10 protein-coding genes are annotated in these 15,159 nt (G+C 38.3%); 5 read left to right on the top strand and 5 right to left on the bottom strand.

Features of this window, described 5'->3' with window-relative positions; translation table 11 throughout:
- The first annotated feature begins 207 nt into the window (after nt 1–207).
- The 5 genes from KL866_RS15500 to KL866_RS15480 all read left to right on the top strand — a co-directional run bounded on the left by KL866_RS15500 (nt 208) and on the right by KL866_RS15480 (nt 9,070).
- Complete coding sequence (locus KL866_RS15500) at nt 208–2,040, top strand: hypothetical protein (protein WP_214995872.1); 1,833 nt, start codon at nt 208–210, stop codon at nt 2,038–2,040.
- Nucleotides 2,037–3,953, top strand: a complete 1,917-nt coding sequence (locus KL866_RS15495; RefSeq protein ID WP_214995865.1) for an FkbM family methyltransferase — start codon at nt 2,037–2,039, stop codon at nt 3,951–3,953. The genes KL866_RS15500 and KL866_RS15495 overlap by 4 nt, the downstream gene beginning before the upstream one ends.
- Nucleotides 3,950–5,188, top strand: a complete 1,239-nt coding sequence (locus KL866_RS15490) for a nucleotide sugar dehydrogenase (RefSeq protein WP_214995863.1) — start codon at nt 3,950–3,952, stop codon at nt 5,186–5,188. Before KL866_RS15495 ends, KL866_RS15490 begins: the two co-directional genes overlap by 4 nt.
- Nucleotides 5,189–5,197: 9 nt before the next feature.
- On the top strand, nt 5,198–7,669 hold the full coding sequence (locus KL866_RS15485; protein WP_251140105.1) for a glycosyltransferase: 2,472 nt from the start codon (nt 5,198–5,200) through the stop codon (nt 7,667–7,669).
- Nucleotides 7,670–7,771: 102 nt separating this feature from the next.
- The gene (locus KL866_RS15480) at nt 7,772–9,070 is read left to right on the top strand and encodes a glycosyltransferase family 2 protein (protein ID WP_214995859.1); all 1,299 of its coding nucleotides are present in this window, start codon (nt 7,772–7,774) and stop codon (nt 9,068–9,070) included.
- Nucleotides 9,071–9,912: 842 nt separating this feature from the next.
- Here the strand turns inward: KL866_RS15480 and KL866_RS15475 are convergent.
- From KL866_RS15475 to KL866_RS15455, 5 genes are all read right to left on the bottom strand, one after another.
- A complete protein-coding gene (locus tag KL866_RS15475) occupies nt 9,913–10,863 on the bottom strand; it encodes a hypothetical protein (RefSeq protein WP_214995857.1) in 951 nt (316 codons plus the stop codon).
- A 301-nt stretch (nt 10,864–11,164) separates the two neighbouring features.
- Nucleotides 11,165–11,848, bottom strand: a complete 684-nt coding sequence (locus tag KL866_RS15470) for an acyltransferase (RefSeq protein ID WP_214995855.1) — start codon at nt 11,846–11,848, stop codon at nt 11,165–11,167.
- Nucleotides 11,849–11,865: 17 nt separating this feature from the next.
- Nucleotides 11,866–12,771 carry a glycosyltransferase gene (locus tag KL866_RS15465; protein WP_214995853.1) on the bottom strand — a complete coding sequence of 302 codons (906 nt, stop codon included), beginning with the start codon at nt 12,769–12,771 and terminating at the stop codon, nt 11,866–11,868.
- 156 nt (nt 12,772–12,927) lie between these two features.
- Nucleotides 12,928–13,929 (bottom strand): hypothetical protein, encoded by a 1,002-nt coding sequence (locus tag KL866_RS15460; RefSeq protein WP_214995852.1) that lies wholly within the window; start codon nt 13,927–13,929, stop codon nt 12,928–12,930.
- A 39-nt stretch (nt 13,930–13,968) separates the two neighbouring features.
- Nucleotides 13,969–15,087 carry an alginate lyase family protein gene (locus tag KL866_RS15455; protein ID WP_214995850.1) on the bottom strand — a complete coding sequence of 373 codons (1,119 nt, stop codon included), beginning with the start codon at nt 15,085–15,087 and terminating at the stop codon, nt 13,969–13,971.
- Nucleotides 15,088–15,159: the final 72 nt, after the last annotated feature.

Here is a 15,159-nt window from a genome sequence, read left to right as displayed (position 1 = left end):
ATGATTAAGAAGTGTCGGTAAGAATGAATTTAAATGAGAGCAGATACTAAAGCGTCACTGGTTTTACTAGGCTAGTGGGATATTTCTAAAATAGGAGAGCTAGCTTTAACTCTTTGAATAAAAAATAAAGAAAAAGCAGCGACGTTATAATGAAACATCTATTTATCTATTTTTATACTACGTTATCAAGTGTTAGAATTGTACAGAATGAAGAATTATCAAATTACCAGCGGAGAAGTAATGACACTGTTAGTTACTGTTACGGATGACGTCCTATGGAATGAAGCTCTTGACGTTTTCGATTACAGGAGAGTTAGAACTGTTCAAGAAGTAGGCGAAGAAACAGCTGGTTGTGTAGTAGAAAAAGCAGTTCAAGTTAAAGAATTAGAGGCTGTTTGTGATCAATATACCAAATTATTAGTTTTTTACGCCCCTCCAGAGATAGCGTTATCTGGAAATTTAAAGGGAGAAGAAGCGTTAGATATCGCATTACGTAACTGGCATGAGGAGGCACTCGCTCTCACATCCTTTTTCCGCTCGAACAGGTCGCGTGTAAGGCTCATAAATCTATATGATTTACCAAAGGCTAGTGAGCATAATTTAAGAGCCCTAAATGATTTACAGTGGAGACCTGCTTCTTTACCCTCACTACCAGATTATTCTCTCGAGCAGATTGCTTTGTCTTATTTAATCGAGAAAAAAACTGAGCTTAAGCAAGCACTATCTCTATTAAAAGCTTGCAGTACAGAGTTGGCTTGCTCCTCTAATTTAACTGACTTGTCTAGTGCAATTGTTTTTGCTGGAAATAAATCAAAGCGACAAAAAGAGGAGCGTCAAGAGCTTACTGAACTCACTAAAAGTCTCACCAAACAGCTTAAGCAATCACGGTCTGAACTTAAAACTGAGAGGCAGACAAAAAGTCAGGAAATAACGCGACTGCAGCATAAGCTAGAAAAACAAGTAGAGCGAGCTAATGAACTCACCGAAAAACTAAAAGTATCACAGTCTGAATTCAACGCTGAGAAGCAGAGTAATACGGAAAATATTGAGCAACTGCATAAGGTTCAGAAGGAGCTAGAAAAACAAGTTGAGTTGAATAACGAACTCGCCGAAGAACTTAAGTCATCAAAGTCTGAATTAAATGTTGAGAAGCAAGATAAAGAGCAATGCATTCTGGAGTTAAATTCTGCTCAAGCTGACCGAGACAAGCAACTTCAACGTGTTAGTCAACTGAATTATAAACTAGACAGTGTTAATTCAAAAAATAATTACCAAGCTTCATTAAATGAAATGCTGATTGAACAGCTCCATAAACTTCAAACAGAATTTGAAGACAAAGAATTGAGTTATACGGAGGTTGTAAGTAGATTGCATCAGGTTCAGCTGGAACTGGAAAAGAAAGCGGAATCTGAAGAGTCAAGCACTGCATCACTTCGGATAAAGCGGCAAGAGTTGAAGGAGCTCGGAGAAAATAATCGCAAGCTGCAGGACGAAAATGTAATCTTACAAAACAGGTTTGAAACCCAATTAGCTCACTTAAAGAAATTGCATGAGCGTGAATCAAAAAAAGTAAACATAGAGAATCGTCAGCTGAGCGGTAAACTAGCCACGGTAAGTTATCAATTAATTGAGGCAGAAAAGCAGTTAGACATTATTCAAGACTCATTCTTATATAAAGCGTCAGCGCCAGTTCGAGCTTTAAAAAACATATTGAAGAGGGATTCAAGTTACAAAGATAAGTTGTTTGAAGAAAAATATCTTCTTGAAGAAAGCGAGTACTTCGATTCGGCTTGGTACCTTGAAACTTATAAAGATGTTAAACAATCAGAATTCAACGCATGTGAGCACTACTTGTTGCACGGAGCAGCAGAAGGACGTAAACCTTCTTTAGATTTTGATACAGATTGGTATCAACGAACTTACGAAGATGTAAAGGAGTCTGGCATGAACCCTCTCATCCATTTCATAAGGTTTGGGATTTATGAAGGAAGGAGTCCGTCACCAAAGCTTCTTGAAAACAGAGAGCAAGATAATCAATGAAACTCGAAGACTCACAACAGAATAAAAAGTTACTTTGGCTAGGAGCTGGGCATGCAGTCGAGCCGGTCTATGATTTAGACGAATATGAAAATGTGATTCTTATAGAAGCTAGAGAAGATGCGTGTACGGTTCTTCGTGAAAAACTCAAGAGTAAGCGCGTTAATATATTAAATAGATTAATTTATGTTGGTAAAAGGCCGTCATTTCTTAATGTATTCAATATACCTGATTACTCTTCTACGAGAGAGCCGACAGTCCTCAGAAAATGGTTCCCTAGTCTTAGTCTTGTTGCAAAACAACCTGTAGATAGTTTATCTGTTGAAGAGCTTATGCGAAGTATCGACGCAGACTTCAGCACGACTAAAAACGAATTGGTTATTGATACTCCCGATATTGCATATGAGTTTATCGAAGAGCTCGATAAGTTAAACGCGATCAAAAATTTCGGCACACTAACTATAGTTCACCCTGTAGAAGGTATATACGAGGGGATGAACAGTATTGAAAACATTGAGTCATTGATGGACAAGTTGTCTTACGACATAGTTGACGTAACTTCATGCAATCCTGATACCAAAATATTTAAATTTAAGTTTAATGTTTATAAAAATTTATCTAATGAACTCGAAAAAAAGAAAAAACACCTGGAGAAGCATTTAGCGGATATGAGTGCACAGCTGTCTTCTGAAATCGAAAAGGAAAGGTTGCGTGCAGATAATATACAAAAAGCATCAGCCTTAAAGATTGAAGATTTGGAAACGAAGTATATAGAGTTAAAAAAGCAATCAGAAAAGAGAATTCAAGCTATTGAAGCCAAAACGGGACAGCAAGTCTCATCTTCCGCTACACAGATAGAATCGTTAAAAAATAAAATAGAAGAAGCTGATAATCACTCTGCCAGTTTAAAAAAAGAGCTTGAGAGAAATAGAGAAAAAGCTAATGGACAGTTGGCGGAACAAGAGGCCAAAGCACTCAGTGAGGCAGAGGATTATAGGAAAAAAATCCTTCGTTATGAAGCGAATATAGAAGAAGTAGAATCGCAAAATAAGAAAGTTAAAGAAAGCCTAGAAAGTTCGTTGGCCGAATGCAGAGGCCTGGTCGATGCGCTAGAACGCGATAAATCAGGACTTGAAAAAAAACTCAACCAAACACAAAAAAATTACAATAAACTGGCTAAGCAGTCTCTAGAGCAAGGGAATTCATTAGAAAGCTTCATCCATCAATGTAGTATGTTTTTTTATGGTAAAGCAATTACATATATCGATATTGGCGCATTTGATGGAAAGGTGGCGAAGTCCTTTTTTGAGTCGGATATTCGAATAGCTGAAGCAATTCTAGTAGAGCCAAACCCTAAAAGTTGCAAGTTGTTAAATGAAACGCTTGAGTCTTCAACAAAGCTCCCGAAGAAGCTTAATATCCAAAATATTGGAGTCAGCTCCGCAAAAGGTCCGCTCCGCTTATATGACAACAATAGCATGAGTAGAATCATATCTACTTCAAGCGATGAGCTACCAGACTCTGTCTTTGAAATATCTGTTATGACTCTAAGCGAGGTTTGCTCTTTTTGTAGCGAGAGTCAGATTTCTCTTTTAAAGATAGATGTGGAGGGTCATGAAATAGAAGTTTTGGAGAGCGGCGCTGAAATGTTCGCAAACCAAAAAGTAGACATCATCTATATCGAAGCGGGCTTGAACCCTGAAGGCCAACAGCAAGTGCATTACAAGTTGCTAGATGATTTTTTCTTGAAGTATAATTACAGGTTGTTTCGAGTGTTTGAACAGCAATATGAGTGGCTAGAAGATTCACCATTTTTGCGGCGCTGGAATATGGTTTATATGAGTAGTAAATTTGCGGATAAGCACCCTTACAAACTAGTTAAAGAATTATTTGATTTAAAACGGAGTAAAGAATGAAGGAACTAAAAGATGTTTCTATTTGCGTTATTGGATTAGGGTACGTAGGCCTACCTCTGGCTGCTTTATTTAGCCAAAAATACAAAACAATAGGCTATGATATCAATGAAACACGTGTTTCAGAGTTGAAAAACGGTTTGGATAGCACTCAAGAAGTTTCAACTGATGAGTTAAAGAAAGCAGAATCGTTAGCGTTTACTTCGAACAAAGATGAAATTCGAGGATACGATGTTTACGTCGTTACAGTACCCACCCCTATAGACATAAATCGTCAGCCTGATTTATCACCTCTTATTTCAGCATCAAAATTGCTGGGTGAGGTAATTAATAAAGATGCGGTTGTTATCTACGAATCAACTGTTTATCCAGGTGCGACAGAAGAAGATTGTATCCCTGTAATTGAGAAAGTATCTGGCTTAACTTTTAATAAGGATTTTTACGCTGGGTATAGCCCCGAACGAATTAATCCTGGTGATAAGTCACGCCCAGTGCATAAAATTGTGAAAGTAACGTCTGGCTCAACGCCAGAAGTAGCGAAATTCGTAGATGGACTTTACGGTTCAGTTATCGAGGCAGGGACTCACTTAGCATCCACCATTCGTGTTGCAGAAGCTTCTAAAGTTATAGAAAATACACAGAGAGACGTGAACATAGCGTTAGTAAATGAGTTATCCGTAATATTTGATAACCTTAATATTGATACAGCAGAAGTAATCGAAGCGGCAGCAACGAAATGGAATTTTGTGAAATTATTCCCTGGTTTAGTTGGTGGACACTGTATTGGCGTTGATCCTTATTATTTACTGCACAAATCAATGTCGACGGGTTACGTTCCCGATATCATCAGAACATCTAGAGAAATCAATGACGGTATGGCACAGCATTTTGCCACATCATTCGTTAAGAAATTGATTGATAGCGATGTCAAAGTTAAAAACTCGAAAATCATCGTTCTTGGTTTCACATTTAAAGAGAATTGTCCTGATGTTAGAAACACAAAAGTAGCGGACTTGGTTAAAGAACTTTCTACCTACAATATGCAAATTGATGTCTTCGACCCGTGGGTAAGTGAGAGCGACAAAGCAAAGATCTCAGGTGTTAACTTTGTCAACGAGCTAGAAAAAGAAAAATATGATGGGGTTTTTGTGGCAGTAAATCACAAAGAGTTTTCTAATTTAGAGTTGACTGACTTTACATCAGACAATGCACCAGTTTTTCGGATCAGGAAGTCATAAGTGAACCGCATGATAGGTCAAAGTAGTTTAGAAACACTGCTTGAGCGAAAAAGGAAATTCGGTAGCTTGGGAGCTCTGGATTTCCTTATAGAGCTTGAAAAAAAGAGATCAAATAAGAAACCTGAAGAGAGTTTTTTGGACTTTGAGCCAACAAAAGAAGACGAGATGCTTTTGGAAAGGTTCGTTGCCGAAAAAACTTCATCTGGAGACTTTCCGAAAAAACCGAACATTAAAGCTATTATGAAACTGGCAGATACTCTGGCATATCATATCGGGTATGGAGCGGCAATAGCTTACGCTAGTAAGTATTTGCCCGAAAACAAAGCGTACTTAAAACATGTGCTTTTTGCCAGTAAAGCAATTATTGAAGAAAAGGAAAGTGATTGGTTATTCCACGTTAACCGATATTTATTACATTTCGAACTAACGCCAATTTACTTGAAAGAAGGAAAAAACCTATTTGATAGATTAGCCTCTTCTCCTAATCGAAAAGTTAAAAACGGGCCGTTAATTTCTATTATTATGCCCGCTTTTAATGCTGAAAAAACGCTTAAAATGGCTGCTAGGTCTATACTTAATCAAACGTGGCGAAATTTAGAATTACTAATAGTGGATGACTGTTCTACTGACAAAACTTATGACGCAATGAAAGCGCTTGCGAAATCTGATAGTAGAGTAAAAATATTTCAGAACGCTGAAAATGTTGGGCCGTACGTATCAAAAAATATCGCCTTGTCCCAGTCCAAAGGCGCATGGATAACTGGCCATGATGCCGACGATTGGGCACATCCAGAGCGATTAGAAAGACAAATACAGTATTGCTTAAATAATAAAGTCCCTGCTTGTCTTTCTGGAATGATGCGGATGGATGCTATAGGGCGCTTCATTAGGCTGAACAAAGTTGGTGGGTTCGTATATGATGGGGCGACAAGAAGCGGACTTATATCTTTAATGGTGCGTAAGCAGTTCTTTGATGACGTGGTCGGGTATTGGGACAACGTTAGAGTTGGCGGTGATTCTGAGTTAATTAGACGTATTGAAAAGGTCCAAGGAAAGCCAATTGCTCAGCTCAGGGATCTGACAATGCTTTGCTATGATAACCCTTTAGGGCTTACTAACCATCCTACCCTGGGTTATTCTGAAACGGGAGGAGTTTCACCAAAGAGAGTTGCTTATAAAGATTCTTTCACGTCCTTCCATTCTACTCTCAGTAAATTAAATAGTAGATACCATTTTTTGGGAAATGACCGAGCTTTTGATGCTCCAAAAGATTTGCTAAATAGTAAGCAAACACTTTTTTCGTTATTAGAGGCTTACGAGGAAAGTGGAATAAAGTTCGATTTAAATAAAAAAGTCGATGTTGCTTTGGTTACTGATTTAACTTTTTCAGGCGGAAATGCTTCATCAACGATTGATGAGATTAATTTTTTCTTAAATCAAAATCTATCTGTCGTTTTGATTCATTGTCCTCGGGACACTGCTGTCGGTAACTCGTTGTCGAATAAATACGAGATATTAAAAGACCATATAGTCAACTGGACAAAGATCGGAAAAATTGAAGCGGACACGCTCATATGTCGCCACCCTAGCGTTATAGTATCTAATTCTTTTAGAGCGCTGCTACCAAAAATTTCTTCAAAAACAACGCATATAGTTAAGAATAATTCTAATTTTCGAGCGAATGGTGAAAAAGTTTACGATATGGGAGAGCTTTTTGAAAATGCTTTAAATATTAAAACTGATAACATTGAGCTTTGTCCTATTAGTAACTTTATGAGGGGAGAGTTAGAAGACTTCATTAAAGAATCGGGCTCTGCGCTTCAATTGTCTAAAATTAATTGGACGCCAACATTCAATGCCGATGAGTATTATTTAAAACCAAAACCGCGATTAAAAAAGCCGTTTAAGATAGGAAGGCACGGTAGAGATGGTCGTGAAAAATGGATTGAGGACAGTCACGCCTTATTAAGTGTATACCCGCAGGATAATAGTTACGAAATACGTATTTTAGGTGGCGCCCATAATGCTGCAGCTTCCTTGAATGGTAAACTCCCTAAAAATTGGAAAGTAAGTGAGTTTGGGGCGATCACTCCCAAAGAATACTTAGAAGATTTAGATGTGTTTGTTTATTTTCCGCATAGTCAGCTTATAGAAGCTTTCGGTAGGACTGTAATCGAGGCTATTATTGCTGGTATTCCTGTTATACTACCGCATCAATTTGAAGATACATTTGGAGAGTTAGCCTTTTATTGCTCCCCAATTCAGGTTAAAGAACTAATAGAGATTCTTTCAACTAGTAGTGATTTGGAAAGAGTAGATTTCTTAGCTGATGCGCAACGAGTTGCACTAGAAAATTTTTCAAGTTCGACAATTGGTAGTAGAGTTGGTAGAGGAAAAACACAAGAACGCCCTGCAAACCAAGGTGGGCTTAGCAAAGCTTCTTTAGAGTTCAGAAGGAAGATACTAAAAATCATTGGCTAATATAACTACTAATCTCTAAACTTTCATCGCGGTAATAGCTAGGCTTTAGCAAAAATATGTTTACTCACTAGCTTAGCTATTTCTCTGTATTTAAGGTTGAATGTGGAAAAGCACAAGGTCAAATTATTAGAATTAGAATTGAGAAGAAAGCGTTTCGGAAACATTGGAGCTCTCGATTTTCTAATAAAGCTTGAGAGAGATAGAGCCAGTAAGCAGGGCTTTTTTAATAAAAAGGGTGTTGTTTCATCAGCTTCAGATATGAAGCAAATATGCAATGCGTTAGTGGAGCATTTACCTTCATTAGGAGACTACTTGTTTGATGAAAGCCGAATGCAAGACTTTCTTTTTCAATCAGTTTCTATTGCCGAAAGTTTTGGAGACAAAGCAGCAGCTTATCAAGCGAAGCGAAAGATTGGTGACAATGAGTATTACCCCGAAATCAATCTGCTAGAAGCGAACTATCGTTTAACCGAGAACGATTTTGAGGGCTGGGTATCATGCGTCCAAAACTATCTTCAGCGAGCAAATGTCGCACCAGTTTCACTGTCGAAAGATAAATCAGTCCCTCTGTTTTTTAGACTTAAAGCTGAGCCATCAAAACAAATATACAATGGAGAAAAAGTATCAGTATTGATTGCAGCCTTTAATGCGGAAGAAACCATTGAATTTTCCGTTCAATCTATACTCCAACAATCTTGGAAAAACCTAGAAGTTATCATTGTAGATGACGCAAGTACCGACGGGACTTGGGAAAAAATTAGCTACCTTGCAGAGCGTGATAATAGATTAAAAATTATAAGAAATGAATTAAACGTTGGACCCTACGTTTCAAAAAATATAGCGTTAGATATTTCTACGGGTAAATTTATTACTGGCCAAGATGCTGATGATTGGTCTCATCCTGAACGAATTGAAAACCAGCTAGCATATCTAAACAAGTTCAACTCTAAAGCTGGTTTGAGCTTTATGCTTAGAATTAATAAAGAAGGAAGGTTCAATCACCTTTCAAAATGCTCATCATTCAGTCTTGATGGTGCACTGCGAAAGTCATTAATATCCTGTATCTTTGATGCAGAATTCTTAAAAGGTGAGTTGGGTTATTGGGACTGTGTTCGATTCGGTGCAGACAGTGAATTCATTGCCAGGCTCGAAATAGCTACAGGTGAAAAAATACTTCTGATGCCATTTTGTAGTATGTTTTGTCTTGATACAAATTCAAGTCTGACAAATAGCAAAGTATTCGGGGTGTCTAAGAAATATGGTTTAGGAAAAGTTAGAGCGGCCTACCAAGACGCTTGGAAAAATTGGCATAAAAGTCTAACTCAAGGGAATACTAAACTTGGCTTCAACGAAGGTAGGAAGCTATTCTCTGTGCCCCGTCATGCAAGGGTTGATATATAAATTGGAGTTCTTCGCTGTAACGTATCTCCATCATGTTTGGAGCTCAATTGTTCTCGGTTTATCGGAAGTCTCGTCAAAGTCATAAAGTTATTAATTCTGGGGGGAGAAGCTCATCCCCAAGCTTAAGAGGCGCGTCGATAAAGTCGCAGAACAGGCAAAATGCTTAGAAAAGAGTCTTGACGATTCATCTCGCCGAAGAACTCGGAAATCTGGCGGAGGCCCCCGTCTTAGTGGCGTTTCCCGAGATACTATGAATCGACCAGACTTCTCTAGACACTTAATTGCTTTATAATTATGTGTACTAAGGAGAAAAGATGTCTCAGCGATTTACAGAAGAATTTAAAATACAAGCAGTCAAACAAGTTACCGACCAAGGTTAGTCGGTGGCGAGCGTTTCTGAGAGGCTGGGAGTGACTAGCAGTTCGCTGTATAACTGGATAAAACCTATGGCTCAGATAGTGAAGAACATAGGCAGTCTCAAGAACAAACTGACCGAATTAAGCAGCTAGAAAAAGAGCTTAAACGCGTGACAATGGAACGCGACATCCTAAAGGAAGCCACCGTATTTTTCGCGGGCGAGTCAAAGAAAAATACGCGTTCATAAAGGCCAGGCTCAAGAATTACCCTACAAAGTTGATGTGTGAAGCGCTCGCAATATAGCAAAGCGGACAATTCAAGCGGCGTTCGCAATATCCGGTTGAGGAAAATATGAATACCACAGCGTTACGGCTGGCTAAACTCGCTGAAGCGCGGCGACATTGATAGTGTGATCACGTCAAAATCGCTTGGTACTTGTACCGTCAGTATCCCTTAATAATCACACTAGTACATATTAATAAAATTTATTTTTGATTGATGAACTTTTCTCTGTCAACAATTTCATCACATTCGTTGATTAGTTTTAGGTAGTTTTCTGATGACCAGGCGCTATCGTCACTAGATAGTGTTACTAAAAGTTGCAGCAATACGCTTCTAGGTGGAGGTCTATGTCCTGAAGACCAATTGTGTAAATGAAGCAGAAAATACTCGCTAATTTTGTGAGTTGCTTCTTCCTCAAAGTTTAGCTTGGAAAAAGCCTCGCCATACAAAAGTTCGGCACACAGAGGCTTTAGGTCTCGTTCAACATGGTTATCGGTAATATTTTGCAAGTAAAATATAAGGTTGTTTTTTGGCTCTTTACTCTTGATATGGTTTGCCAAATCAGTACAAATATATTTACCTAGCTCAGAACGTTGACAGTTGAATGCAATTTGAGAGTAAGTATCAATTATTTTAAACCTTGAAATATTGTACTTTTCAATAAAAATTTGAGGATTCCAGACTATTGATAGGCAATTGTTAAAATATCGAGAGAAAAATAAAGAAGCGAACCCTCCACCCGAACCTCCAAAAAATATTACTCTCTTAGCTTTGCAAATATGTTGTATCGTTTTGAGTGTAGTTAGTAAGTTTTGTTGGAGATTGTTATGCATATCGCCACCATACCAGCCGAGCCTTATGTCGTCCAAATACAAAGATGGATCAGCAATATAAGCGATAGATGACGAGACCTTGTTCTTAAACCCTTTTGCAAGATAAAACGGAAGCGTTTTTTTGACGTCCCTCTTATATGCACCCGCAAATGTAAAGATAAGGGTTTCGGTGCCTCTGTTGATAAACTCAATATCCAAATAGTGCTGGGGCTGCCCTTTAAGCCTATTCAGTTCAATTTTGGATATGACTTCTTTTGGCTCTTCTCTTTCTAAAAATTCATTAAATTCAAGATGGCTTTCAAATCTGTTTTCGTTGGTCATACTTTCTAACTCGGTTCTTTGTTCTTATAAAATATTCACTATCGTGGCACAAGTAATTCACACTGAGTTTACTTTGAAATAGTTGCCGACCCTGAAACTTTCGTCCTAGAATTTTAGATTCCGACAATACAGGTTCATTCGGTAGTAAAAATATAAACCACATTTAGAGCTGTCGGTGAAGCCCAAAGATGGCTGACTGACCACATGTCCGTATATTTCGCTTCGGATAGCACATTAAAGGTGAATTACTTAAATAAAGGTGGTTATTTACAATGTTTGTTGTCTTATCCAATAATATGTTTCACGAAAAAAAACTTAAACTGTATTCATCTCGCGATAGTTTTTCTCGACTCCAGGTAACATTAGTTCTAACAATTCTAGCCGGTGAGCCAACAACAACAACGTTTTCTGGTATTACACCTGATACAACAGAGGCGGTACCTGCTATTGAACCACTGGCGATTTTAACGCCAGAAACAAGGGTGCTACGACGTCCCAACCAAACGTGATCACCAAGAGTCACTTCACTATAGTCCTGGTTGATGATGTCGCCAGTGGTGAGATCAACAATTCCATGTTGGTCGGAAGTTTGAATTAAGACTTCACTGGAAAACATACAGTCCTTTCCACAACTAAAGCCCGTATCGTGTGTATAAATAGTGGTACCATTTGACGTAGTATTTTCACCAATCAATACACTACTATTACCCGTCATCCTTAGCACGTAGTGCCCTTTTGAGCCATCACCAAATTTGACAGTTTGGTCATTGCCGCCAGTAGAGATATTTAATTCACCAGATGTAGCGCCTACATAGGCACTGAACAGTTTTCGAGGGCGTCCTTTTCCATGTACCTTTAACTTCACTATCAATGAGTTGTTTTCAATCGCTGATAGAGCGGCCTCACTAAACTCAATGTAAGAGCCCTTGCAAAATTCACCCTTAACTCTTACAAGCTTTTTGGCATCCTCTATGTTCAGTTTCATCAATAATCTCTTTTTGTTTATAGTATTTTTGCCGCAAGGTCTTTGTAATGATGCCAAATTTTTATACTTGGAAGGTTTTCAACTGGCTTCGAGGTATCTAACCAAGGTTTTACACCGCCTGCATAGTGAATGATGGCGATATCGGCCAAAATATCTTTATATACCGAGTCGCTCGCAAAACGTAGATAACTGTCTTGGTAATTGTACCGAGATGAAGCCATGCCAAGCATACTTCTATTTTTGGCAAAGTACTCGCTTAATAGGCCTTGTTCATGAATTGAAACTCGCTCCGATGCGAACTTTGTAATTTCATCAAAAAACTCATCGTTTAGTAAATCGTTATTTACAAGCATTACGCCTGAGTTAATACGGTTCTTATGTTTATTATCGAACTCACCGTTAAGCATGTTTAGCAGTTGGCCATCGGTATTTTCAGTGCGAATAGATTGTTGAAATTGAGGGCATGTAACTAGGGGGTTATCTGGAAACGCATTTAAAAGGCCGTCCAGCGAATTCAGTGTTAGCATATCTACATCTAAGAAAAGAAGTTTGCTCGTTTCTTGTTTTTCAAAAATGCACCACTTAAGAAACGTTCCTCTATTCCAGTCAGCTCGCTCTGGACGTTTAACATTGTCCTTAGCTAAAGTATAAAGACGACTCTTTCTTTCTCCTGAAAGTACACTAATTTTATCTGCAGCGGCTGCGATTATAGGGTCGTGTGTTAACTGTTCGTCGTCAGTGTATATGACAATAGGGTTTTCACAGAGGACACCGTTTTCAGCCATGCTAGCTAGCATAACTTTAAAACATTCCGCATAGCCACTGTCAAATGCAAAAGCAAGCGTTAGATCAGGTGAGACCGTTGAATGGCTTGTGTCCTTTATATCGAGAAGGCCTTTCTCCTGAAGGGAATTTATTGACATACCGTCCTACTTTTAAAATTATGGTTAGAAGCGCCCTCAGCCCTGTAAGTTAACGGACTGTATTGAGGGGATTTTGCTCGCAATTTATCACTATAAGAGGTAATTTTCCAATTTAAGAGATACGAATTAAATAGTTCACTAAACAAAATACTTTAACTAATAACCCTGTTGTGAATCACCCTTACTGAAAAACTCATCTACTCTTCTTGCTAGAACCTCAGGAATTGTGGTTACAAAGTTTTCAATAACTTGTTTAGTTGGAGGGAATTTTTTTTTATCTGAAACTATATCAGCAACGTTGTAAAATTCTTCGAGTGGAAAGTTCTCTAGGAAAGCACTTTTCTTTTCTGGACTGTCCCATAATGAAGCATGCCCACCATCGAATGATGCATGAATAAGTTCTTTGTTGATTTTTAACCAGTGTTTAAAGTGCTCGTTTTCGGATCTGTTACTAATATATTTATTCGCGTAATTTTTTACTATAATTTGCGATACAGTAAGGCTTTGCCGAACTTTTTCTTCGTCAAAGTTAGCTTCTATACTAAAACCCATTTGTGTGAAAAATTTTTGTACGAAGTTATCGCTATCGCGCAAGTTTTCATAGGTCAACACAATTACTGAACCAAATACTTCTTTATAACGGAGTAAATTCTCTGTGTATTTTAAATGGAATTTGGTTTTCGCCCAGTCAATTAAATTCGGTAGTTGTGGAGCAGGTTTAGCAACAGTTTCTTTATAGAGGGACTCTATAAAGCTATCAGGTCTGCGAAAGACCAATACTGGTATAACCTCAAAACCTTTAAAAAGTTCTTTAATACGTTGCAAATAGAGCTTTCTGGGGTCAGTCTCTTTTGACTTTATAAAATGTCTGAAAATTGACTCCGCACTGAAGAATACGTCGCAGTTCTTTTGTAGGGTGTCATCGTACCATTTGGATGACAATTTTACACATTCATCAAAAGTTAATTGAGAATCTTTTCCGGCAATAGCATGCGTAAATTGCATGTGCCCATTTATTCTCATTTCCGCAAATGGTTCATAGTCTGGGTAATATAACCCATGATTTTCTAAGGTCTCTCTATTATTTTTCGCCCATTTTTGAATGGCGGATGTCCCTGTTTTGTGCATTCCTGCATGTAGATAAATCCTTGGTTTCATTTTTTCCTTGTAATATTGCTTTTAACTGACTGGAGAAGCCTATAGTAAATTACTGTCCCCACCTATAACTACTTGCGAGTGCGTAACTCTATCCCACATCATAAATAGTGGTGATGTTTTGCTTGGGTTCCAATTCTCTTGGAACGAACTTGTCCACACTTTGTTGCTTTTCTGCTGCCCGTAATGAGATAACGCAATTTGGTAGCCTTGCTTATTGTTATGCGCGCCTTTGTAGTTCCCTTTTTTCAGTCCTTTAGGGTTAGCTGTTTCGCCTAAAAACAAACTTTTAAAGTGAAGCAAAATTGCTTCTAGTCTAGGCATACTTTCGTCGTCAATTATAACGTCAAAAAGATTGTCTCCCTGATTTGAAGCTATTTCAGCCGTTTGGATGAGTCCAATTATTGTATATTGTGGATGCCAGGGGTCTGATAAGTAGTCTGCGTTCAAAGAGCCATCTTCATTTGACAAGGTTTTTAGATAGTAGGTGAAGTTTTGGAGTTGTTGTTCGTAAAGTGTCTCATCTTCAAGATATACCGCTAAAGATATTTCTGCCAACATTGCAGATGTACCCCAATTGTTGTCTCTGTGAGCTTCTTTAGCATACGAATGAAGTTTTTTAATGAAACGCCTAGACTCATGTTCATCCGCAGATGTCCAATCTGTAAGGTCGCCCTTAATCATATCTAAAGCGGAGAGCCATATTGGCAATATCCAAGCGCTCTCGAGGTACATCTGAGGCTTATAACCTTTGACTACCTTGAAATCTTTAAAAGTTGAGGCCCAAGCCCTTATGATTTGTGCACTCTTTTGCTTGTGAGCATCCTTACGCGTAATGTGCCACATAAGAGCATGTGCCCTCGCCGCGTGTGCGTCTCCCTTGAATTGTTCTTCGTGTTGTGTACTTTCCCGCGCCGCAATTTCTACAATTTTATAAGCGTTAAACCTGCGTTCAAAACTTACATAGTCAGAAGAAATTAGCTGATTTAGGGCTTTTTTAGTCGAGGCTGTTGTAGCCTTGGTTGTTTTATGTAAATGGCGAAGCTCGTCACCTGTATTCATGATTGACGGGCTGATAAAATTTCGCGCATCAGACTCGGTTGCGACAGTTAATGCGGCAAGAGCCCCTATCACTAAAAAGAGAAAAAATAAGTTCTTCATAATTTATTGAACATGTAGAGTCATAAGGGGTAACTTGTTAGTATTACAAAAAATTGGTAAATGATATAGATA

This window comes from Alteromonas sp. ALT199, from assembly GCF_018619335.1.
Classification (GTDB): Bacteria; Pseudomonadota; Gammaproteobacteria; order Enterobacterales; family Alteromonadaceae; genus Alteromonas.
The sequence above is the reverse complement of the archived record's forward strand: the minus strand, read 5'-3'. Positions and strand labels throughout refer to the sequence as shown.